This window comes from Pseudomonas pharyngis, from assembly GCF_021602345.1.
In the GTDB taxonomy this organism is placed as follows: Bacteria; Pseudomonadota; Gammaproteobacteria; order Pseudomonadales; family Pseudomonadaceae; genus Aquipseudomonas; species Aquipseudomonas pharyngis.
Window position 1 is genome coordinate 1 of the sequence record NZ_BQID01000024.1, and the last position, 24,342, is coordinate 24,342.

Annotated in this window: 11 protein-coding genes; 6 read left to right on the plus strand and 5 right to left on the minus strand. The window is 62.5% G+C overall.

Going from position 1 to position 24,342, the window contains the following annotated elements:
* The coding region (locus L6D74_RS28255) for an acyclic terpene utilization AtuA family protein (protein WP_236191399.1) at positions 1-1,391 on the minus strand (1,391 nt) is incomplete at its 3' end.
* A gap of 194 nt (positions 1,392-1,585) precedes the next feature.
* On the opposite strand from L6D74_RS28255, the gene L6D74_RS28260 reads away from it, so the two are divergent.
* The 3 genes from L6D74_RS28260 to L6D74_RS28270 all read left to right on the plus strand — a co-directional run bounded on the left by L6D74_RS28260 (position 1,586) and on the right by L6D74_RS28270 (position 4,199).
* A complete protein-coding gene (locus L6D74_RS28260) occupies positions 1,586-2,209 on the plus strand; it encodes a TetR/AcrR family transcriptional regulator (protein ID WP_007955773.1) in 624 nt (207 codons plus the stop codon).
* 91 nt (positions 2,210-2,300) lie between these two features.
* Positions 2,301-3,098 (plus strand): substrate-binding periplasmic protein, encoded by a 798-nt coding sequence (locus tag L6D74_RS28265; protein WP_085647588.1) that lies wholly within the window; start codon positions 2,301-2,303, stop codon positions 3,096-3,098.
* Between the two features lie 87 nt (positions 3,099-3,185).
* Positions 3,186-4,199 (plus strand): GNAT family N-acetyltransferase, encoded by a 1,014-nt coding sequence (locus L6D74_RS28270; RefSeq protein WP_064598244.1) that lies wholly within the window; start codon positions 3,186-3,188, stop codon positions 4,197-4,199.
* A gap of 72 nt (positions 4,200-4,271) precedes the next feature.
* On the opposite strand, the gene L6D74_RS28275 is transcribed toward L6D74_RS28270, so the two are convergent.
* Positions 4,272-4,826 (minus strand): RNA polymerase factor sigma-70, encoded by a 555-nt coding sequence (locus L6D74_RS28275; protein WP_011335256.1) that lies wholly within the window; start codon positions 4,824-4,826, stop codon positions 4,272-4,274.
* Positions 4,827-5,205: 379 nt separating this feature from the next.
* Between L6D74_RS28275 and L6D74_RS28280 the strand changes: the two genes are divergently transcribed.
* From L6D74_RS28280 to L6D74_RS28290, 3 genes are all read left to right on the plus strand, one after another.
* Complete coding sequence (locus L6D74_RS28280) at positions 5,206-18,207, plus strand: non-ribosomal peptide synthetase (RefSeq protein WP_236191401.1); 13,002 nt, start codon at positions 5,206-5,208, stop codon at positions 18,205-18,207.
* A gap of 148 nt (positions 18,208-18,355) precedes the next feature.
* On the plus strand, positions 18,356-19,180 hold the full coding sequence (locus L6D74_RS28285; RefSeq protein ID WP_236191403.1) for an alpha/beta fold hydrolase: 825 nt from the start codon (positions 18,356-18,358) through the stop codon (positions 19,178-19,180).
* 121 nt (positions 19,181-19,301) lie between these two features.
* Complete coding sequence (locus L6D74_RS28290; RefSeq protein WP_236191405.1) at positions 19,302-20,822, plus strand: hypothetical protein; 1,521 nt, start codon at positions 19,302-19,304, stop codon at positions 20,820-20,822.
* A 48-nt stretch (positions 20,823-20,870) separates the two neighbouring features.
* On the opposite strand, the gene dsbG is transcribed toward L6D74_RS28290, so the two are convergent.
* From dsbG to dsbD, 3 genes are read right to left on the minus strand one after another with little or no spacing between them, the layout of a single operon-like run.
* The gene (gene dsbG / locus L6D74_RS28295; RefSeq protein ID WP_064598235.1) at positions 20,871-21,641 is read right to left on the minus strand and encodes a thiol:disulfide interchange protein DsbG; all 771 of its coding nucleotides are present in this window, start codon (positions 21,639-21,641) and stop codon (positions 20,871-20,873) included.
* On the minus strand, positions 21,617-22,489 hold the full coding sequence (locus L6D74_RS28300) for a TlpA disulfide reductase family protein (RefSeq protein ID WP_236191407.1): 873 nt from the start codon (positions 22,487-22,489) through the stop codon (positions 21,617-21,619). Before L6D74_RS28300 ends, dsbG begins: the two co-directional genes overlap by 25 nt.
* The gene (dsbD, locus tag L6D74_RS28305; RefSeq protein ID WP_236191409.1) at positions 22,489-24,222 is read right to left on the minus strand and encodes a protein-disulfide reductase DsbD; all 1,734 of its coding nucleotides are present in this window, start codon (positions 24,220-24,222) and stop codon (positions 22,489-22,491) included. Before dsbD ends, L6D74_RS28300 begins: the two co-directional genes overlap by 1 nt.
* Positions 24,223-24,342: the final 120 nt, after the last annotated feature.

Below are 24,342 nucleotides of genomic sequence, written 5' to 3' on the forward strand. Positions count from 1 at the left end.
CTGTCGAGGGCGGTGGGGGCGGGGAGGGCGAACGGGTGAGGTTCGCCGGCGATGTCGATCTGCAATGTGCAGGCGCTTTTGTCGATCAGGAACGAGAACAGCCGGATCAGCGGATACACCGTCGGCCGCCCGCCGACGATACCGGTGAGGCCCGGCGCCATGCCGGTGGCGGCCTGGGCGATCTCCCGGGAGAACAGGATCAAGGCTTGTTTGTTCGGGTGGCGCACGGCGAGTTTGATCACCACTTCGCGACTGTCCCGGCGCTGACCGTGAGGGCCGTAGGTGGCTTCGCTGCCGAGCAGTTCGACGTGGGTTTCGGTGTAGGGGCCCAATCCTTTCTGGTCGAGCATTTCCGAGGTCTTGTCGAGGATCGCCTGGCTGACGCGCCGGGCTTTTTCCACGGCATCGATGCCGGCGATCAGGCAACTGGCGGTGCAACGGAAACCGTCCGGATACGTTGCGCTGACCTTGTATTGGTCGCTGGGTGGCAAGCCTTTGGCGCCGTGGACCCGGACGGCGTTCTTGCCTTGTTGCTGGAGTTTTACCTGGCTGAAATCGCAGATCACATCGGGTAGCAGATAAGCCTGCGGATCGCCGATTTCGTAGAGCATTTGCTCGCCGACCGTCAGCGGCGTGACCAGTCCACCGGAGCCCTCGGGTTTGCTGACGATGAACTGGCCGTCGGCGCTGACCTCGACGATCGGGAAACCGATGTGTTCGTAGTCCGGCACGTCGCGCCAGTCGGTGAAATTACCGCCGGTGCACTGCGCGCCACATTCGATGATGTGCCCGGCCAGGGCGGCTTGCGCGAGTTTGTCGTAGTCGTGCCACGACCAGTCGAATTCATGCACCAGCGCGGCGCTGACCACTGCGCTGTCGACCACCCGGCCGGTGATGACGATGTCGGCGCCCAGGCGCAGTGCTTCGACAATGCCCGGCGCGCCGAGGTAAGCGTTGGTCGACACGCACATCGGCGGCAGCGGGGCGCCGCTGAACATTTCCGTGATGCCTTGGGTGGCGAGTTGTTTGAACTGGGGTTGCAGGTCATCGCCTAGAAGCACGGCGATCTTCAGCGCCACGCCAGCCTTGTCGCAGGCCGCTTGCAGCGCGGCGGCGCAGGCCTTTGGATTGACCCCGCCGGCATTGCTGATGACGCGAATGTTCTGTTCGGCCAGTTGCGGCAGCAGGGGCGCGAGGACTTCGATGAAATCGCCGGCGAACCCGGCCTGCGGATCCTTCATGCGGGCGCCGGCCATGATCGACATGGTGATTTCGGCGAGGTAGTCGAAGACCAGATAATCCAGCTGTCCTCCGGCCACGAGCTGCGCGGCAGCGGTGGAAGTGTCTCCCCAGAATGCGCTGGCGCATCCGATGCGAACCGTGGTGGGCATTTTGATCTCCGACTCAGGAACCTGTGACAGAAGTGCATCGAGGCTACCAAGCAAGCGCTTGGTTTGTAAACAGCTGAAATTATCTTCTGCCCAAGCGCTTGCTTGGTCACCGCCGGCGGCTTAAATTGCCCGCGCAACCCCGCCGTTTCTGCGGCGTGCGGCGCATTTGACTGATCGACTGTAGGAGAGAACGGGTGGACGAGCAAAAAGCCCTGAGGGTCATGCGTGAACTGGTCGACGCCGGCCAGCTGACCGATCCGGACAGCGCTCGCGGCAAATTGCTGCAAGTGGCGGCCCACCTGTTCCGCAACAAAGGCTACGAGCGCACCACCGTGCGCGATCTGGCCGGTGCCGTGGGGATCCAGTCCGGCAGTATCTTTCATCACTTCAAGAGCAAGGATGAAATCCTGCGGGCGGTGATGGAGGAAACCATCCGCTACAACACCGCGCTGATGCGCGCAGCCCTTGCCGATGCCGCCGATGTGCGCGAGCGGGTGCTGGCGCTGATCCGCTGCGAATTGCAGTCGATCATGGGCGGCAGCGGCGAGGCGATGGCGGTGCTGGTGTATGAATGGCGCTCGCTGTCCGAGGACGGTCAGGCCAAAGTGCTGGCGCTGCGCGACATCTACGAAGACCTCTGGCTGCAAGTGCTGGGCGAGGCCAAGGAGGCGGGGTTCATCCGTGGTGACGTGTTCATTACCCGACGTTTTCTCACGGGTGCGCTGTCCTGGACCACCACCTGGTTCCGTGCCGGCGGCAGCCTGAGCCTGGATCAACTGGCCGAAGAAGCGCTGATTCTGGTGCTCGAAGAGCGCTAGGCGCTTTCTATCGGGCCGGGAAACTGGCTAACTTGGCGAAACCGCCTAGCTTGAATGCAATGATCGGTACTTTTTCGGGGAGTGGGGTGTTTTGAAGTCTTCGCCAATTCGGACGGCCGCCGGGCTGATGCTCGCAGCGCTGGCTGCACTATGGGTATTGCCCGCTCCGGCGGCGCAGGTGGTTCGAGTGGGCGCGGCGCATTTTCCGCCCTATACCATTCGCCCGGAAAATGGCGCCGACACCGGCCTGCTGCCCGAACTGGTCGCGGCTTTGAACAGCGCCCAGAGCGACTATCGCTTCGAACTGGTGCCCACCTCGATTCCTCGCCGGTTCGGCGATTTCAAGGACAGCCGCACTGACATGGCGATCTTCGAAAACCCTGAGTGGGGCTGGAAAGACATTCCCCACATCACCGTCGACATGGGGCTTGAGGACGCAGAGATTTTCGTCGCGCAGAACAAGCCCGGTCGCCAGCAGAATTACTTCGCCGATCTCAAGGGTAAACGGCTGGCGCTGTACAGCGGCTATCACTACGAATTTGCCAACTTCAATGCCGATCCCAAGTACCTCGCCGAAACTTACAGCGCCACGCTGACCTATTCCCACGACAGCAACCTGCTGATGGTCTTGCGCGGGCGCGCAGACATTGCGCTGGTGACCCGCTCGTATCTGTTCGATTACCTGCTGCGCAACGAAAAGGTGCGCGACGAGTTGCTGGTGTCCCAGCGCATCGACCAGATCTACCACCATTACGCGATTCTCAGGCCAGAGGCACCGATTACCGGCGAGGCGTTCGGCAAACTGCTGCAAGGCCTGCGCGACAACGGGCAGATGCTGAAGATCTTCGATCCGTACAAGATTGCGGTGGTGCCGGTGCCGCATCAATGAGCTGCGGTTTTTCGCGTCCGGCCTAAATTTCCCGCCCCGGCTCACGTCCCATCGTTGAACTGTCGACGATTATCGTGAGCCCGACCCATGTCCAATCTGAATGACCTGACTGCCCTGGCCCTGCCTTCGGGCAGCCAACTGGTAGCCGATGCCACCGAAAGCCGTCTGAGCCTGAGCCTGGACGGGCAACCGCTGATTCGCCTGCGCCTCGATCGTGAAGGTCAGGGGCCGATCCAGATCGATGAACGCTACGCGCTGCCGCCAGGCCAGGCGCTGTGGGCAGCCTGTTATTGGCTGTTTGCCCGGGAGCCGGCGCGTCAGCAATTGATCTGGCAACTGGACCAGGCGCCGACCGAAGCCTTGCTCAGCGGCTTGCTGGTGAGCACTGAAGTGGCGGGCGAATATCGCTGCGAGCGCACGCTGTTCTGGCAACTGCCGCAACCGTGGCTGGGGGCCTCGCTGACTGGCAGTTATCCGCAGCAGATGGTCATCAGCAACGGCAAGCGTCATCCGCTGCGACCGGTGAAACCGCGTGGTGAGGTTTATCGGCGCTTCGATGCGCGCCTCGGTGCCTGGATTTCCCTGCGAACGGTGGAGATCGAGCAGGATCTGGCGCGTTTCAATCGCTGGCAGAACAGCCCGCGAGTCGCCAGTTTCTGGCAGGAAGAGGGCAGCCTCGAACAGCATCGCGAGTACCTGAGCAAGCTCGACGCCGATCCGCACACGCTGACCCTGATCGGTTGTTTCGATGATCAGCCGTTTGCCTATTTCGAAGCCTACTGGGCCAAGGAAGATCGCATCGCACCGTTCTACGATGCCGACAATTACGATCGCGGCATTCACATGCTGGTCGGGGAAGAAGACCATCGCGGGCCGCACAAGGTGGCGAGCTGGCTGTCGGCGCTGGTGCACTACCTGTTTCTGGATGATCCGCGCACTCAGCGTGTGGTCGCCGAACCGCGTGCCGACAACGCGAAAATGATTGGCCACATGCATAACCAGTGCTTCCACTGCGAGAAGGAATTCGACTTCCCGCACAAACGCGCGGCGCTGATGATTCTCGGGCGCGAACGGTTCTTCGACCGGTGCACGCTGGTGTGATATTTCGCTGAAGACAAAAAAGATCGCAGCGCTTCGACGAAGGCTGCGATCTTTTTTTGCGGCCGATTTTTATCAGCGACGGTTTGCGGTCACTGCATCAGCGCGACTGCTCGACACCTTGCGGCAATGCACCAGTGCGTCGCGAATCATGAAGTTGACCAGGGTCGGGGAAACGCCGAGTTCCTTGGCGATGTCCTTCTGCGGCACGCCGTGCAGACGGTACATCTCGAAGGCGTAGCGGGTGCGAACTGGCAGCTCGGTCAGCGCGTCGGCGATGTGTTCCAGGGTCGAAAAATTGATGTGCGAGGTTTCCGGCGAAGCGCCCTGAATGACCACGTTCAACCCTTCCTCCTCGGGGCCGGCGTACTTCTGCTCCAGCGCCTGTTTGCGGTAGTGATCGATCGCCAGGTTGCGCACGATCTGGAACAGATAACTCAGCTGGGCCTTGATCGACGACGTGATCGGCGGTGCCGATTGCAGTCGGAAGAACGCATCCTGCACCACATCTTCGGCGCGTGACCGGCAGCCGGTAATGCGGGCTGCAATCTTGACCAGAATCAGTCGATTGTCGACGAATGCCTGAAGTAGCGGTGAATCGCACCTGCTTGTGGATACTTGTTCCGTCATGGAAATCACCTTGCTGCCAATAGGTTAGTGGGACGCCTGGGGGCGGGGCCGTCCTACACATCGAGCGACAAATTATGTTGAATGATAATGATTGTCAATTGAGAAAGAGAACTAATGATCCATAACAGTGCGATCTGAGAACTGCGACACGCCGCCGCACTCGTCCAAGCGCCCAGCCCCGTTGGCGATCCAGCCTGCCGACTAATTATTTCAAGACGTCATCCGTTCTCATTGGTGAATGGATCCGGGTACGCAGCCCCGGACCTACCGCATTCCAGTGCCTTGCACGGTCGGCGAAGACCGTGTCCCGCATGCCTTGCACGGGCATGCCGCAGCCAACCCGATTCCACCAGCAAGCCGAATTCAGGCAGGAAACCTCATGACCGACGCGTTCGAACTCCCCAGCACCCTGGTCCAAGCCCTTCAGCGCCGTTCGGCCCTGACGCCGGATCGGCTGGCCTTGCGCTTTCTCGCCGAAACCGAGGAGCAGGCTGTGGTGCTCAGTTATCGCGAACTCGATCAGCGCGCGCGCACCATCGCCGCCGCGTTGCAGGCCGAGGCCGGATTCGGTGATCGCGCGGTGTTGCTGTTTCCCAGCGGCCCGGATTACGTCGCGGCGTTCTTTGGTTGCCTGTACGCGGGCGTGATCGCGGTGCCGGCTTATCCGCCGGAATCGGCCAAGCGTCACCATCAGGAACGCCTGCTGTCGATCATCGCCGACGCCGAGCCGCGCCTGCTGCTGACCAGCGCCGACCTGCGCGACGCCCTGCAGCAAATCGAAGGCGCGCCACCGCTGTTGTGCGTTGACACCCTCGATGCTTCGCTGGCCGAACGCTGGGTCGAGCCGGCCCTGCCGACAGACCATATCGCCTTCCTGCAATACACGTCCGGCTCCACCGCGCTGCCCAAAGGTGTGCAGGTCAGCCACGGCAATCTGGTGGCCAACGAACTGCTGATCCGCCACGGTTTCGGTATCGACGTAAACCCCGATGACGTGATCGTCAGCTGGCTGCCGCTGTACCACGACATGGGCCTGATCGGCGGTCTGCTGCAACCGATCTTCAGTGGCGTGCCGTGCATCCTGATGTCGCCGGCGTATTTCCTCGGCCGGCCGTTGCGCTGGCTTGAAGCGATCAGCCAGTACGGCGGCACCATCAGCGGCGGGCCTGACTTCGCCTACCGTTTGTGCAGCGAACGGGTCAGTGAATCGGCGCTGGAGCGTCTCGACCTGAGCCGTTGGCGCGTGGCCTATTCCGGCTCCGAGCCGATCCGTCTCGACACCCTCGAACGCTTCGCCGAGAAATTCACCGCGTGCGGTTTTTGCGAAGACAGCTTCATGGCCTCCTACGGTCTGGCCGAAGCGACCCTGTTTGTCGCTGGTACACCGCGGGGCAAAGGGATTCCTGCACTGCGCGTCGAAGATCAAGCCCTCGCACAGAACCGCGCCGAAGCGGGCGAGGGCAGCCCGATCATGAGCTGCGGCATCAGCCAGCCAGAGCACGCGGTGCTGATCGTCGAGCCGCACACCCTCGAAGAACTGGCCGACAACGCCGTGGGTGAAGTCTGGGCCGCCGGCCCGAGCATCGCCCTCGGCTACTGGCGCAACCCCGAGTCCAGCGCCAAGACCTTCGTCCAGCATGCCGGCCAGACCTGGCTGCGCACCGGTGACCTGGGCTTTATTCGCGAAGGTGAACTGTTCATCACCGGTCGCTTGAAAGACATGCTGATCGTGCGCGGTCACAACCTCTATCCGCAGGACCTCGAGAAGACGGTCGAAAACGAAGTGGAGGTGGTGCGCAAGGGCCGCGTCGCGGCGTTTGCGGTCAATCAGAATGGCGAGGAGGGCATCGGCATCGCGGCGGAAATCAGCCGCAGCGTGCAGAAAATCCTGCCGCCCGAAGCGCTGATCAAAGCCATTCGCCAAGCGGTGGCCGAGGCGTATCAGGAAGCACCGAGCGTGGTGGTGCTGCTCAACCCGGGCGCGCTGCCGAAAACTTCCAGCGGCAAGCTGCAACGTTCGGCCTGCCGCAATCGCCTGGCCGACGGCAGCCTCGACAGCTATGCGGTGTTCCCGTCGGCCACTGCGGAAATCGCTCTGGACTCGACGGCATCCGCCTCCGAACTGGAAGCGCTGATCGGCCAAGTCTGGGCCGAGCAACTCAACGTCAAACAGGTCAACGCCGACGATCATTTCTTCCTGCTCGGCGGCAACTCGATCGCCGCCGCCCAGGTGATCGCCAAGGTCCGCGAAGAACTGAGCCTGGAGCTGAACCTGCGCCTGCTGTTCGAAGCACCGACCCTGTCCGCATTCGCCGCTGCCGTGGCGCAACAGCAACAGGACGGCGGCAGCGCCCAAGGCGAAATCACCGCACTGTCGCGCAACGAAGCCTTGCCGCAATCCCTGGCGCAAAACCGACTGTGGATCACCTGGCAGCTCGACCCACAAAGCAGCGCCTACAACATCCCCGGTGCCCTGCGCCTGCGCGGCGAACTGGAGGAAGACGCCCTGCGCGCCAGTTTCCAGCAACTGATCGAACGCCATGAATCCCTGCGCACGCGCTTCTTCGAGCGCGACGGCGTAGCGCTGCAACAGGTCGAAGCGGCGGGCGAATTCAACCTGCAACTGATCGACATCAGCGATCTGCCCGTCGCCGAACGTGAAGCCCGCGCACTACAGATCCGCGAGGACGAAGCCCGCACCCAATTCGACCTGGAGAGGGGCCCGCTGCTGTGGGTGACGCTGGTTCGCCTCGACGATGAAGATCACCAGTTGCTGGTGACCCTGCACCACATCATCGCCGACGGCTGGTCACTGAACGTGCTGATTGACGAGTTTTCGCGCCTGTACGCCGCCGCGTCCCAAGGCCAGCGCGCGGAACTGGCGCCGCTGCCAACCCAATACGCCGACTACGGCAGCTGGCAGCGCCAATGGCTGGCGCAGGGCGAGGGCGAGCGGCAACTGGCGTACTGGAAAGCGCAGTTGGGGGACGAGCATCCGACCCTGGAACTGGCGACCGACCATCCGCGTTCTGCCAAACAAATTCACAGCGCCGCACGCCACAGCGTTCGTCTGGGGATCAGCCTCAGCGACGCCATTCGCCAGACGGCCCAGGCCTATCAATCCACACCGTTCATGCTGCTGCTCTCGGCCTTCCAGAGCCTGCTGCATCGCTACAGCGGCCAGCGCGACATCCGCATCGGTGTGCCCAACGCCAACCGTCCGCGTCTGGAAACCCAGGGCCTGATCGGCTTCTTCATCAACACTCAGGTGCTGCGTGCCGACGTCGATTCACGACTGCCGTTCACCGAACTGCTGGCGCAAACCCGTCAGGCGGTACTCGGCGCTCAGGCGAATCAGGACCTGCCGTTCGAACAACTGCTGGAAGCCTTCCCGCAGGCCCGCGAACAAGGCCTGTTCCAGGTCATGTTCAACCACCAGCAACGCGACCTGAGTGCGCTCAAACGTCTACCGGGCCTGCTCGCCGAAGAACTGTCGTGGCACAGCCGCGAGGCCAAGTTCGATCTGCAACTGCACAGTGAAGAAGACCGCAACGGTCGCCTGACGCTGTCCTTTGACTATGCCGATGAGCTGTTCGACGCCGCGACCATCGAGCGCCTCGCCGAGCATTTCAGCAACCTGCTGCGTGCTGTCTGCGAAGGTCCGGACCAAGCCATCGGCGACCTGCCACTGCTGACCGCCACTGAACACACTCAGCAAAACGCGTGGAGCATTGCCCCGTGCACCCCGGCGCAACAATGGCTGCCAGAACTGCTGAATGAACAGGCCCGTCAGACCCCGGATCGCACCGCGCTGGCGTGGGACGGCGGCAGCCTGGACTTCGCCGAACTGCACGCGCAGGCCAACCGTCTCGCCCATTACCTGCGCGACAAGGGCGTCGGCCCGGACGTGTGCGTGGCTATCGCCGCCGAGCGTTCGCCGCAACTGCTGATCGGCCTGCTGGCGATCATCAAGGCCGGTGGCGCCTACGTGCCGCTGGATCCGGATTACCCGGCCGATCGTCTGGCCTACATGCTCAACGACAGCGGCGTCGAACTGCTGCTGACCCAGACGGCATTGCTCGACCGCTTGCCGGCCAGCGAAGGCGTCAGCGTGATTGCCATGGACACCCTGCACCTGGAGAACTGGCCGAGCCAGGTACCGGGTCTGCATCTGCACGGCGACAATCTCGCCTACGTGATTTACACCTCCGGTTCCACCGGCCAGCCGAAAGGTGTGGGCAACACGCATGCGGCGTTGGCCGAGCGTCTGCAATGGATGCAGAACACTTATCGCCTGAATGAAACCGATGTGCTGATGCAAAAGGCGCCGATCAGTTTCGACGTGTCGGTGTGGGAGTGCTTTTGGCCGCTGATCACCGGCGCGCGCCTGCTGATCGCCGGCCCCGGTGAACACCGCGATCCGCATCGCATCGCGCAGTTGGTTCAGCAATACGGCGTGACCACGCTGCACTTCGTGCCGCCGCTGCTTTCGCTGTTTATCGATGAACCACTGAGCGGCGAATGCACCAGCCTGCGCCGGGTTTTCTCCGGCGGTGAAGCGCTGCCGGCGGAACTGCGCAACCGCGTGTTGGCGCAACTGCCGGCGGTGCAACTGCACAACCGTTACGGCCCGACCGAAACCGCGATCAACGTCACTCACTGGCATTGCAGCGTGGCGGATGGCGAGCGTTCGCCGATTGGTCGTCCGCTGGGCAACGTGGTCTGCCGGGTGCTCGATAGCGATCTCAATCCTGTGCCGGCCGGTGTGCCGGGTGAACTGTGCATCAGCGGCATCGGCCTGGCCCGGGGTTACCTCGGCCGTCCGGCGCTGACGGCGGAGCGTTTCGTGGTTGATCCGCTGGGCGAGCAGGGCGCGCGTCTGTACCGCACCGGTGACCGCGCACGCTGGACCCACGATGGCGTGATCGAATACCTCGGCCGCCTCGATCAGCAGGTCAAACTGCGTGGTTTCCGCGTCGAACCGGAAGAAATCGAAGCCCGTTTGCTCACTCAGGATGGCGTCGCTCAGGCCGCCGTGCTGGTGCGCGAAACCGTCGCCGGCCCGCAACTGATCGGCTACTTCACCGCCACCGACACCAGTGAAGATCAAGACGGGCAAATCGCTCGCCTGAAAACCGCACTGGCCGCCGAGCTGCCGGAATACATGGTCCCGGCGCAACTGATGCGCCTGGACGCCATGCCCCTGAGCCCGAGCGGCAAACTCGACCGCCGCGCCTTGCCCGAGCCGCAATGGCAGGTGCGCGAACACGTCGAGCCGGTCACCGAACTGGAGCAGCAGATCGCCGCGATCTGGCGCGAAGTGCTGGGCCTGAAACAGGTCGGCCTGCGCGACGACTTCTTCGCCCTCGGCGGTCACTCGCTGCTGGCCACGCAAATCATTTCCCGCACCCGTCAGGCCTGTGACGTCGAGCTGCCGTTGCGTGCCTTGTTCGAACACAGCGAACTGGGTGATTTCGCCGAGCAGATCCTTCAGATCCAGGCCAGCGGCCGCACCAACAAGCAGCCGCCGATTGACAAGGTTGATCGCAGCAAACCGGTGCCGCTGTCCTATTCGCAGCAGCGCATGTGGTTCCTCTGGCAGATGGAGCCGGACAGCCCGGCGTACAACGTCGGCGGTATGGCGCGCCTGCGTGGCATGCTGGATGTCGGGCGTTTCGAGGCCGCGCTGCAAGCGCTGATCCTGCGTCACGAAACCCTGCGTACCACGTTCCCGAGCGTCGACGGCGTGGCCCGTCAGCAGGTGCATGCCGAGACCGGCGTGCGTATGGACTGGAAGGATTTCTCGAAATTCGCCGCCGATGTGCGCGAGCAGAAGGTCCAGCAACTGGCCGACGATGAAGCGCACCTGCCGTTCGATCTCGAGACCGGCCCGCTGCTGCGCGCCTGCCTGGTCAAGACTGCCGAGCAGGAGCATTACTTCGTCCTGACCCTGCACCACATCGTCACCGAAGGCTGGGCGATGGACATCTTCGCCCGGGAACTCAGCGCGCTTTATGAAGCGTTCGTCGACGACCGCGAATCGCCGCTGGAGCCGCTGCCGGTGCAATACCTCGACTACAGCGTGTGGCAGCGCAACTGGCTGGAGTCCGGCGAGCGTCAGCGTCAGCTCGACTACTGGACCGCGCAGCTAGGTCGCGAACATCCACTGCTGGAACTGCCGGGCGACCGTCCGCGCCCACCGGTGCAAAGTCATCAGGGTGAACTGTTCCGTTTCGACCTCAGCGACGATCTCGCCGCGCGCGTTCGGGCGTTCAACGCGCAGAACGGTCTGACCCTGTTCATGACCATGACCGCCGCCCTCGCCACACTGCTTTACCGCTACAGTGGCCAGACCGATCTGCGTATCGGCGCGCCGGTGGCCAACCGGATCCGCCCGGAAAGCGAAGGCCTGATCGGTGCGTTCCTCAACACCCAGGTGCTGCGTTGCCAGCTCGACGGCCAGATGTCGGTCGGCGAGTTGTTCGAGCAAGTGCGCCACACCGTGATCGAAGGTCAGTCCCATCAGGACCTGCCGTTCGATCATCTGGTTGAAGCTTTGCAGCCACCGCGCAGCGCCGCCTACAACCCGTTGTTCCAGGTGATGTGCAACGTCCAGCGCTGGGAATTCCAGCAAAGCCGCATGCTTGCCGGCATGACCGTCGAGTACCTGGCCAACGATGCGCGGGCGACCAAGTTCGACCTCAACCTGGAAGTCACCGACCTCGACCATCGCCTCGGTTGCTGCCTGACTTACAGCACCGATTTGTTCGACGAGCCGACGATTGCGCGCATGGCCAGGCACTGGCGCAACCTGCTGGAAGCGTTGATCGCCAACCCGCAACAGCGTCTCAGCGAATTGCCGTTGCTCGATGCGCCTGAACAACAGCAATTGCTCGACAGCCTCGGTGTCGAGCCGGGCGAACGTCGTCTCGACCAGTGCATTCATCATCTGTTCGCCGAGCAGGCGCTGGCGCGTAAAGATGCGCCGGCCCTGACCTTCGCCGGGCAGACCCTGAGCTACGCCGAACTCGACGCCCGCGCCAATCGTCTGGCCTGGGCCCTGCGTGAGCGCGGTGTCGGTCCGCAAGTGCGAGTCGGTCTGGCGCTGGAGCGTTCGCTGGAAATGGTCGTCGGCCTGCTGGCGATCCTCAAGGCCGGTGGCGCCTATGTGCCGCTGGACCCGGAATACCCGCTCGACCGCCTGCATTACATGATCGAAGACAGCGGCGTCGGCCTGCTGCTCAGCGACCGGGCGATGTTCAAAGCCCTCGGCGAACTGCCGTCGAACGTGGCGCGTTGGTGCCTGGAAGACGACAGCGCAGCGCTGGCTGATTACCCGGCCACCGAGCTGCCCTTTATCAGCCTGCCGCAGCATCAGGCTTATCTGATTTATACCTCGGGTTCCACCGGCAAGCCGAAAGGCGTGGTGGTGTCCCACGGTGAAATCGCCATGCACTGCCAGGCTGTGATCGAGCGCTTCGGCATGCGCCCGGACGACTGCGAACTGCACTTCTATTCGATCAACTTCGACGCCGCCACCGAGCGTCTGCTGGTGCCGCTGCTCAGCGGTGCGCAGGTGGTGCTGCGTGCGCAAGGTCAGTGGGACGCGGAACAAATCTGCGGCCTGATCCGTGAACACCGGATCAATATTCTCGGCTTCACCCCGAGCTACGGCAGCCAGTTGGCGCAGTTCCTGGCGACGCAAAACGAGGTTTTGCCGGTGCGGATGATCATCACCGGCGGCGAGGCGCTGACCGGCGAACACCTGCAGCGGATTCGCGCAGCATTCAAGCCGAGCCTGTTCTTCAACGCTTACGGCCCGACCGAAACCGTGGTCATGCCGCTGGCCAGTCTGGCGCCGGAAGTGCTGGAAGAGGGCGCCGGCAGCGTGCCGATCGGCAGTGTGATCGGTGATCGCGTAGCCTACATTCTCGACGCCGATCTGGCGCTGGTGCCGCAAGGCGCGACCGGTGAATTGTTCGTCGGCGGCGCCGGTCTGGCGGTGGGCTATCACGAGCGTGCGGGCATCACGGCCGAACGTTTCGTCGCCGACCCGTTTGCCGCCGCTGGCGGGCGCATGTACCGCACCGGCGACCTGGTGCGCCAGCGCGCCGACGGTCTGGTGGAATACCTGGGGCGGATCGACCATCAGGTGAAAATCCGTGGTTTCCGGATCGAACTGGGCGAGATCGAAACCCGCCTGCTCGATCATGACTCGATCCGCGAAGCCGTGGTGCTGGCGCTGGATGCGCCGAGCGGCAAGCAACTGGTCGGCTATCTCGTGACCGAGGTCGCTTCGAGAAGCGAAGCCAAGCAGGCCAAACTGCGCGACGCGCTGAAGGCGCACCTGAAGACGCAATTGCCGGACTACATGGTGCCGACCCATCTGATTTTGCTGGCGAGCATGCCGCTGACCGCCAACGGCAAGCTCGATCGCCGCGCCTTGCCGGCGCCGGATCCGGAGCTCAATCGCCAGGATTACGTGGCGCCAAGCAACGAATTGGAGCAGACCCTGGCGCAGATCTGGTGCGAAGTGCTCAACGTCGAGCAGGTCGGCCTCAACTACAACTTCTTCGAACTGGGCGGCGACTCGATCCTGTCGATTCAAGTGGTCAGCCGCGCGCGCCAGCAGGGCATTCACTTCAGCCCGCGCGACCTGTTCCAGCATCAGACCGTGCAGACCCTGGCCGCTGTCGCCAGCCGCAGTGAAACCGTGACCGCCGAGCAAGGTCTGGTGACGGGCGAATCGCGACTGACACCGATCCAGCACTGGTTCTTCGACACCGAGATTCCCGAGCGTCAGCACTGGAACCAGGCGTTGCTGCTGGAGCCGACGGTTGCGCTGGAACCTCACCGTCTGGAGCAAGCACTGTTGGCGGTGATCGAGCAACATGACGCCTTGCGTCTGCGCTTCACCGAGGTCAACGGCGCATGGCAAGCGGTGCATCAACCGGTCACCGATGCCGCCGTGCTGTGGCAGGTTCGCGTGCCGTCGATGGACAATTGCGCCGCGCTGTTCGCCGATGCCCAGCGCAGTCTCGACCTGGCCCAGGGCCCGCTGCTGCGCGCAGTGCTGGTCGATGGGCCGGACGCTCAGCAACGGCTGTTCGTCGCGATCCATCACCTGGTGGTCGACGGTGTGTCGTGGCGGGTTCTGCTCGACGATCTGCAAACCGTGTATCGCCAGCTCGACGCCGATCAGTCGCTGAAACTGCCGGCGAAAACCAGCGCCTTCAAGGACTGGGCTGCGCGCTTGCAGGCCTACGCCGGCAGCGAATCCCTGCGTGAAGAACTGAGCTGGTGGCAAGCGCAACTCGCCGGTCCGAATGCCGACTTGCCGTGCGAACGTCCTGAGGGCGGTCGCGAGAATCGTCACGCGCAAACCGTCAGCGTGCGACTGGATGCCGAGCGCACCAGGCAACTGCTGCAACAGGCACCGAGCGCCTATCGCACTCAGGTCAACGACCTGTTGCTGACCGCGCTGGCCCGCGTGCTGTGCCGCTGGAGCGGTCAGCCGTCAGCGCTGATTCAACTGGAAGGCCACGGCCGGGAAACCCTGTTCGACGAGATCGACCTGACCCGCACCGTTGGCTGGTTTACCAGCGCCTATCCGCTGCGCCTGACCCCGCACAATATCGAAGAAGCCGCGGGGCAGGGCGCTTCGATCAAGGCGATCAAGGAGCAACTGCGCGCCGTGCCGCACAAAGGCCTCGGTTATGGCGTGCTGCGTTATCTGGCCGATGACGTCAGCCGTCAGAGCATGGCGGCGTTGCCGAATGCTCCGATCACGTTTAACTACCTCGGCCAGTTCGACCAGAGCTTCGGCAGCGACGCGCTGTTCCGTCCGCTGGATGAATCGGTCGGCGCCGCCCACGATCCGCACGCACCGTTGCCGAACGAGTTGAGTGTCGACAGTCAGGTGTATGGCGGGGAACTGCTGCTGCGCTGGACCTTCAGCGCCGAACGCTACGACGCGCAGACCATCAACGAGCTGGCCGATGCCTACGTCGGCGAGTTGCAGAGCCTGATCGAGCATTGCCTGCAGGACGAGGCCGGTGGCCTGACGCCGTCGGACTTCCCGCTGGCGAAACTGACTCAGGCCCAGCTCGATGCATTGCCGGTGCCGGCGTCGCACATTGAAGACGTGTACCCGCTGACGCCGATGCAGGAAGGCATGCTGCTGCACACCTTGCTCGAACCGGGCACCGGTCTGTACTACATGCAGGATCGCTACCGCATCAACAGCGAACTCGATCCCGAGCGTTTCGCCCAGGCGTGGCAAGCGGTGGTCGCCCGTCACGAAGCGCTGCGTGCCTCGTTCTGCTGGAACGTCGGCGAAGACATGCTGCAAGTGATTCATACGCCGGGGCGCACGCCGATCGAGTACCTGGACTGGAGCGCCATCGCCGACGCCGAGCAGGAGCAGAAACTGCAAGCGCTGCTCAAGACCGAACGCGAGGCCGGGTTCGATCTGCTCAATCAGGCACCGTTTCATCTGCGCCTGATCAAGGTCGGCGCGGCGCGTTACTGGTTCATGATGAGCAACCACCACATCCTCATCGATGCCTGGTGCCGCTCGCTGCTGATGAACGATTTCTTCGAGATCTACACCGCCCTCGGCGAAGGTCGCGAAGCACAATTGGCGGTGCCGCCGCGTTATCGCGATTACATCGGCTGGCTGCAACGCCAGAGCCTGGCCGAAGCGCGTCAGTGGTGGCAGCAGAACCTGCAGGGGTTCGAGCGCACCACGCCGATCCCGAGTGACCGTCCGTTCCTGCGTGAGCACGCCGGCGAAAGCGGCGGCATGATCGTCGGCGACCGCTACACCCGACTGAATGTCGAGGACGGCGCCCGTCTGCGTGAGCTGGCCCAGGCCCATCAGTTGACCATCAACACCTTCGCCCAAGCGGCGTGGGCGCTGGTGCTGCGCCGCATGAGCGGAGATCGCGACGTGCTGTTTGGCGTGACCGTGGCCGGGCGCCCGGTGGAGATGCCGGAGATGCAACGCACCGTCGGCCTGTTCATCAACAGCATCGCGCTGCGGGTGCAGATCCCGGCGGACGATCAGCGTGTCAGCGTGCGCCAGTGGTTGAGCGGTCTGCTCGACAGCAACATGCAACTGCGCGAGTACGAATACCTGCCGCTGGTGAACATTCAGGAGCAGAGCGAACTGCCGAAAGGCCAACCACTGTTCGACAGCCTGTTCGTGTTCGAAAACGCCCCGGTGGAAGTGTCGGTACTGGACCGTGCGCAGAGCCTCAATGCGACCTCGGACTCGGGCCGTACCCACACCAACTTCCCGCTGACCGCCGTTTGCTATCCGGGTGACGACCTCGGTCTGCATCTGTCCTACGACCAGCGTTACTTCGACGAGTCGACCATCGAGCGCATGCTCGGCGAGTTCAAGCGTCTGTTGCTGGCGCTGGTCGAGGGTTTCCATGGCGACATGGCCGACCTGCCGCTGCTGGGCCAAGAGGAACAGGACTTCCTGCTCCACGGCTGCAACCAGAGTGAGCACGACTATCCGCTGGAGCAGAGCTACGTCGAACTGTTCGAAGCGCAGGTCGCGCAACATCCGCAACGCATCGCCGCCAGTTGCCTCGATCAGCAACTGAGCTATGCCGAGCTGAACCGGAACGCCAACCGTCTCGGTCATGCACTGGTCGCGGCCGGGGTGCAGAGGGATCAACCGGTGGCGCTGTTGGGCGAACGGAATCTGGATCTGCTGGGCATGATCATCGGCAGCTTCAAGGCCGGTGCCGGTTACCTGCCGCTGGATCCGGGCCTGCCGAGCCAGCGTCTGCAGCGGATCATCGAGCTCAGCCGCACGCCGGTGCTGGTGTGCACCGAGGCTTGCCGTGAACAGGCGACGACCTTGCTGGATGAGTTCAGCTGCGCCAACCGCCCACGCTTGCTGGTGTGGGAGGAGGTTCAGGCCGGCGCGGTATCATCGGCGAATCCGGGCATCTTCAGCGGCCCGGACAATCTGGCCTACGTGATCTACACCTCGGGCTCCACCGGGTTGCCGAAAGGCGTGATGGTCGAGCAGCGCGGCATGCTCAACAACCAGTTAAGCAAGGTGCCGTACCTGAACCTGAGCGACGCCGATGTGATCGCCCAGACCGCTTCGCAAAGTTTCGACATTTCGGTCTGGCAATTCCTCGCCGCGCCGCTGTTCGGGGCGCGGGTGGACATCGTGCCGAACACCATCGCCCACGATCCGCAAGGCCTGCTGGTGCATGTGCAACAGCAGGGCATCACCGTGCTGGAAAGTGTGCCGTCGCTGATCCAGGGCATGCTCGCTTCGGATCGCCTGAGCCTCGACGGTCTGCGCTGGATGTTGCCGACCGGTGAAGCAATGCCGCCGGAGCTTGCGCACCAATGGCTGCTGCGCTACCCGGACATCGGTCTGGTCAACGCCTATGGCCCGGCGGAGTGCTCGGACGACGTGGCGTTCTTCCGTGTCGATATGGCCTCGACTCGCGGCAGTTACCTGCCGATCGGTACGCCGACCGACAACAATTTGCTGTACTTGCTCGATGGCGCGCTGGAGCTGGTGCCGCTGGGGGCGGTGGGTGAGTTGTGTGTGGCGGGCACCGGGGTCGGTCGCGGTTATGTCAGCGATCCGCTGCGCACCGCGCCGGTGTTTGTGCCGAATCCGTTCGGTGCGCCGGGCGAGCGTCTGTACCGAACCGGCGACCTGGCGCGTCGTCGCAGTGACGGGGTGCTGGAGTACGTCGGTCGGGTCGACCATCAAGTGAAGATCCGCGGTTACCGGATCGAACTGGGTGAAATCGAGGCGCGTCTGCACGAGCAACCGGAAGTCCGTGACGGCGCGGTCGGCGTGCAGGAAGGCGTCAATGGCAAGCATCTGGTCGGCTATCTGGTCGCCTCCGATTCTGCACTGAACCAAAGCGAACGGCTGGAGCGAATCAAGCAGCGCCTGCGCGCCGACCTGCCGGAATACATGGTGCCGCTGCACTGGTTGTGGCTCGACCGCTTGCCGCTGAACGCCAACGGCAAACTCGATCGCAAGGCCTTGCCGGCGCTGGAGATCGGCCAGTTGCAAAGCCAGGATTACCTGGCGCCACGCAGCGATCTGGAACAGACCCTGGCCGATATCTGGGCCGAGGTGCTGAAGGTCGAGAAGGTCGGGGTACGCGACAACTTCTTCGAACTCGGCGGCCATTCGCTGCTCGCCACGCAGATCGCCTCGCGGGTGCAGAAAGCCCTGCAACGGGATGTGCCGCTGCGGGCGATGTTCGAGTGCAGCACGGTGGAGGAACTGGCCGGGTACATCGAAGGACTGGTGGCCAGCGACATTACCGAGGAGAAGGTTGATCGCCTGAATGATCTGATGGCGGAGCTGGAAGGGTTGTAAAGCACAGCCCGCGGCAATGGCTACCGAAACATGAGTTTTGCTGTGGCCGTTGTCGCAAATCGGGCTTTGTAATCCTTTCATATCATTGACGGCCGAGGCGCGCCCGCTCAGTCTTCGTGCTCCAGTTTCTTTGCCACGGGGGTTATCCATGCCTTTTTTCACGGTTGACGGACAGGCGCTTCACTACATTGATCAAGGCACGGGCCCGGCGGTGTTGTTGGCCGGCAGCTACCTGTGGGAGCAGGCCATGTGGGCCCCGCAAATCGCAGCGTTGTCGGCGAACTACCGGGTGATTGCCCTGGATCTGTGGGGCCATGGCGAATCCGGGCGCTTGCCGCAAGGCACTACTTCGCTGGATGACATCGCCCGTCAGGCGCTGACCTTGCTCGATCATCTGGACATCGACCGGGTCACGCTGGTCGGGTTGTCGGTCGGCGGCATGTGGGGCGTGCGTCTGGCGTTGTCGGCGCCGCAGCGGCTCAACGGTCTGGTGCTGATGGACACTTACGTCGGCGTCGAGCCGGAGCCGACCCGCCAGTACTATTTCTCGCTGTTCAAACAGATCGAGGAAAGCGGCGGAATCTCCGAGCAACTGCTGGATATCGTGGTGCCGATCTTCTTCCGTCCGGGCATCGATCGGGCGTCGGCGCTGTATCAGGATTTCCGCGCAAAACTCGCCGGCTATTCGGCCGAACGCCTGCGCGACAGCATCGTGCCGATGGGACGCATCACCTTTGGCCGTGATGACCTGTTGCTGCGTCTGGGCGAGCTGAATGCGGCGACCACGCTGGTGGTCTGTGGCGATCAGGACAAACCACGTCCGCCGTCGGAAGCACGGGAAATGGCCGAGTTGATTGGTTGCCCGTGTGTGCTGGTGCCGGAGGCCGGGCATATCTCCAATCTGGAGAATCCCGGGTTTGTGACTGAGGTGTTGTTTACCTTTTTGTCTGAACAGAACCCTTCCGTCGACTGAATCACCTTTCTGCGTCCCGCGCTACTGTCAACTCTGACAGTAGCGCGCTCTTCTTGAGCAGGCATTAAATGGTCTCGCCCAGTGTGGGCTGAATCGTGTGATCGCCGACAGGAGAGTCGTCATGTCCAGCCAATCAGCAAATGTTCCTGAGCTTCCGGTTCCATTGGTACCTGATGCTCCGCACTCAACATTACAACCTACCGATTTTTTGGGCGGTACAACTGTTCAAATCGATTTTCCAGGGCTCAGTACGGCACATAGTGTCCAGCTCTTCTGGGCGAGGCCCGGCCATATCGAGGAATTTACCACTCAGTCGAAGGACGCTTCGCTTCCCGCTGAGGTTTTCATCCCTGCGTCGGTCATCGGTGAGTCGGTCGGTAAAACCGTGCAAATCTGGTACAAAGCAAGCTTGAATGAAGAAGTGAAGCTTTCCCATACACGTTATCTGACGGTAGAACACATTCCTCCCGCCAAGTTGCCGGAACCGCAGTTACCCGATGTCGTCAAGATCGAAGGTACTGTATTTCTGGACTTGCGCAGGTTTTCGGGCAACGCGCGCGTTCTGCTTTCACCTTGGGTGTTCATCGCGCCTGGGCAGCGCATCTGGATCAGCGTTGTCGGACAGCGCAATTATCCAACCCACGAAACGCTTGATTTGGTCAAGGCGCTGGAAGTGACATCCGAGCAGGTGAGCAACGGTCTGGAATTGACTATTGATCGAAGCTTTTTGACTCGGCTTGACGATAAATCGGCGCTGACGCTAGAGGTGTTTGTCGCGTTCGACAAAAGTCCGAATATTGACACCGCGCATGAATTGCCGCGCTGGACAGAACTTCTGCTGAAATCCGACACCGATTTACCGGCACCGATTGTTGAACAGACACTGTACGACGTGCTGAATCCGGCGCTGGTCCCGGACGAAGCGATGATCGTCATCAAGTACAAGGACATGCGTCCTGCCGACAGGATCATGCCGTTGTGGCTTGGCACTGCGGGCGAGGGGACACCTGAACTGAAAACGATTGATGGCAATTCATCAGGCGAGGTTAAAGTCGCCGTGAGTGCGTCGGCAGTGGCTGCCAATGAAGGTGAAACGGTTGACGTGAGCTACAGGGTCTTGCGGGACGAAATCGTGCGGCCGTCACCCATCACTCGAGTAACGGTGCAGAAGCAACGTTATGTTCATGTGGAAAATTTTGATGGTCATGAAGTAAAAATTGTCAGCGCCGCTGACGAATACACTTTCACCTTGCCCACCATGTCGATCACGCTGCTGGAGGGGGCAGGATCGGCAGGCATCATGCGTTTTGGCTCCACCATTGTGGGGTTCTTGGAAGGACTCTCTTTCGGCATGTGCATCAACTCGAGCGTTATAACGCCGCCTCAACACATCCAGTTTGAATTTCAGGCGGACTACGATCGAATTTCTTTCACTTGGACTTACCTGCATCTTAAAGGCGTCGTCGAATACTTCGATGCCAATGGTGCATCCTTGGGGAGGAAGGAATACCACGGCCATAGCGAGGGCGGAGCACTGCATCAATTGATTGACTTCGTGGCGCCACCGCAAACACGCATCAAGTCCATGAAAGTGATATGCGAGGACTATAGCTTCCTCGACTTTTTCACAATGTGTGGTTGATTTTTCGAGCCACAATCAAAGCCCACTCCTGAGAGCGGGCTTTTGTCATTAATTCGGGCCGAGAATCTTCGCCAGTTTGTCCGGCGTCGGCGCGCCTTGCTGTTGTTGCAGTTCGCCCTTGTCGTCCATGTAGAAGATCGCCGGGGTGGCCTGTAACTCCAGGTCTTCCATCAACTGCATGTTCGCCGCGAGTTTGGTCTGCACGGCGACCGGAATGTCCTTCAAGGCCTTGAGGGTGCTGGCCTTGCCGGCCTTCTCGTGATCTTCCAGGGCTTTGCTCGGGTCCTTGGCGGCGAGCAGGGCAGCGGCTTTGGCCGGGCTGTCTTCGCGGATGATGCCGACCATGATGTGTCGCAGCTGCACCTTGCCGGCCTTGACCCATGGACGGGCCTGTTCCCAGAACATGTTGCAGTACGGGCAGTTCGGGTCGCTGAACAGGTACACAGTGCGTGGTGCATCCTTGTTGCCGTCCTGAATCCAGTTGCTGGCCTCGAACTTGGCCCAGACTTCCTTGGCCATCGGCGCGTAGACCAGTTTTTGCAGCGGTGCGCTGCTCAGGTCGTTGCCGTCGGCGTCGTACAGGTTGCCCAGCAGCACGTGCTTGCCGTCCGGCGTCAGGTACAGCGCCATGCCGCGGTTCTGGTATTGCGCGGCGTAACCGCGCAAGCCGTCCGGCGCGTCGAACTGACCGACGATCTTGGCGCCCTTGGCTTCGATCTTCTTGATCGCTTCAGGCAGTTCTTCAGCGGCCTGGACCGACGGCAAGTGCAGCAGGGCGGCGCCCAGGGTCAGCGTCAGCAGGTGGCGGAGGCGGGGCATGGCAGTTTCCTTGAAGAAGAGGTGGCCGGATTCGGGCTGGAGGCCGGGGTGTCGAAGCTTTCCAGGGCACGGGCCAGGCTGGCGTTGGACAATTCGCCCAAATGGCTGCCCAGCAGGCGACCGTCCGGGCTATAGAACAGGGTAGTCGGCAGGGCCATGGAGCCCACGGCCTGGCCGAGGCGTCCGCTGCGGTCGAACAGCACGTTGTTCAGGCTCAAACCCTGGGTTTCGAGAAACGTGGCGACGCTTTGCATGCTTTCGGCCTGGTTGACGAACAGGAACGTCAGGTCCGGGCGTTGTTGCTGAGCGTTTTCCAGCACCGGCATTTCCCGGCGGCACGGCGGACACCAGGTGGCCCACAGGTTGATCACCAGCGGCCCGCCCTGATAGTCGGTGAGTTTCACGGTTTCCCCGGCGGCGTTGCGCAGAGTGATGTCCGGCAGGCGCGTGCCTTGCTCGTAGATGTTCAGCGACAGGGTCGCCATCACCCAGAACACCACACCGCTGACCACACCGAAACCCAGCGGTCGACGCAGACCCGGCCGGCGCCAGCCGCGATACAACGCCGCGAGCAACAGCACGATCACCCCCGGCCAGGCGAGAAAACCGCCGTCGCGCAGGTCGATGATCTGCCACAGGTCGTTGCGATAGTGCCCCCAATACACGGCGACGAACGCAATGCGCGCCGCCAGCATGCCGAGCAGAAACAGGCTGAACAGCGCCGACTCGGGATTGTCACCGCCGCGCTTGGCCACCCGCCAGCCGACGAAGGTCGCCAGTGCCAGCGCGCTGATCAGCAGCAAGTGATTGAGTGCGATGGCAAAGGTGCCGAGGGTGAAGGTCAGCATTAACGGGCGTCTCGGATGGTGGTCCAGCGTTGCAGGAAAGTATCGGCATCGACCTCGCCGGTGATGCGCTGGCTGCGGCGCTCTTCACCGTCGGCGCCGATCCACACGAAACTCGGTGGCCCAGGCACTTTATAACGACCGAGCAATTCGCGGCTGGCGGCATTGTCGGCGGTGACGTCGATTTGCAGCAAGCGCACATCACTCAGGGCCTGCATCACCCGCGCCTGGCCGAACACCTGTTTCTCCATGACTTTGCACGACACGCACCAATCGGCGTAGTAATCGAGCAGCACCCACTGGCCCTGGGCTTTGGCGGCGTCTAACTCGCGTTGCAGGGCGGCGGGATCCTTGATCGTCGTGAAGGCTTCGTGGCCGCTGGGCGCCGCAGATCCGACGCGTCCGGCGCTGTACACCTGCAACGGCTGATATGGATCGTCACTGCCACCCGCCGCCCCGACCACCAGCAGACTGCCCCACAGGCCCAGCAACAGCGAACCGGCACCGAACAGCTGCGCCACGCGACCAAAGCCATCGGACTGTTTCCAGGCGCTGTAAGCGGCGATCAACAGCAGCGCGCCGCACAGGCCCAACCACAGCGACGGCTCCAGCACCGGGCGCAGCATCAGCAGCGCGGTGGCGAGGAACAGGAAGCCGAACACGCCTTTGAGCAGATTCATCCACGCGCCGGGCTTGGGCAGGAAGCGATTGCCGACCGTTACCAGCAACAGCAGCGGGACGCCGATGCCGATGCCCAGAGCAAACAGGATCAGGCCGCCGTGCAGCGCGTTGCCGCTTTGCGCGATGTAGAGCAGAGCGCCGGCCAGCGGCGCGGTCATGCACGGGCCGACCAGCAGACCGGACAGCGCGCCCAATACGCCGGCGCCGATCAGGCTGCCGCCGCGTTGGCTGCGCGAGGCGTGTTCCAGTCGATCCCGCAGGGCCACCGGCAATTGCAGCTCGAAGAAGCCAAACATCGGCAACGCCAGAACCACAAACACTGCCGCGAACGTTCCGAGCAGCCACGGGTTCTGCAACCACGCCTGCAGGTTGGCCCCCAGCAGCGCGGCAATAACGCCCATCGCCGCATACACCAGGGCCATGCAAACCACATAACTGCCGGCCAGCGCGAAACCGCGACGCGGCGTAGCACCGCTGCCCACCACCATGCCCGCCAGAATCGGCAGCATCGGCAGCGAACACGGCGCAAACGCCAGCAGCAGACCCAGGCCGAAGAACACCAGCAGACTCCAGCCCAGCGAGTGCTGTTGCAGGCCGCTGGCCAGTGCCTGATCCGGCGCTTCATCTGTCGCCGCAGCGGCAGCTTTGCCGCCGAGGTCGATCACTCGGGTCTGCGGGGGATAGCAAAGACCGGCATCGGCACAGCCCTGATAACTGACCTTGATCTGGCCCGTGGCGGCCGCCGGAATCTTCAGTTCCAGACCCTGGCGATAAACCGGTTGTTCGCCGAAGTACTCGTCGCTGTGGGACTCGCCTTCGGGCAGGGCCGGGATGTTTGGTGTCGTCAGCCCGTCGAACTTCAGACGCTTCTGATACAGGTAATAGCCATCGGCGATTTGCCAGAACAACTGGGTCTCACCGGAATCCAGACGTTGCGAGGTCAGCACGAATGCCTTGTCGACCGGCAAGAACTCCGGTTTTGACGCAAATGGATCATTCCCCGCCTGGGCCAGACTCGAAATCAGCAGTGCAAAAAACAGAAAAAAATGACGCATGGAGGAGCCTTGTCCCTGTGCAATTGAGGGGCACAATGGGCGGCGGCGATTAACCGATGATTAACCGCGACGCCCTTGTCGCGGTGGCGTTCGGGGCATAATGTCGGCTTAATCGGCCAG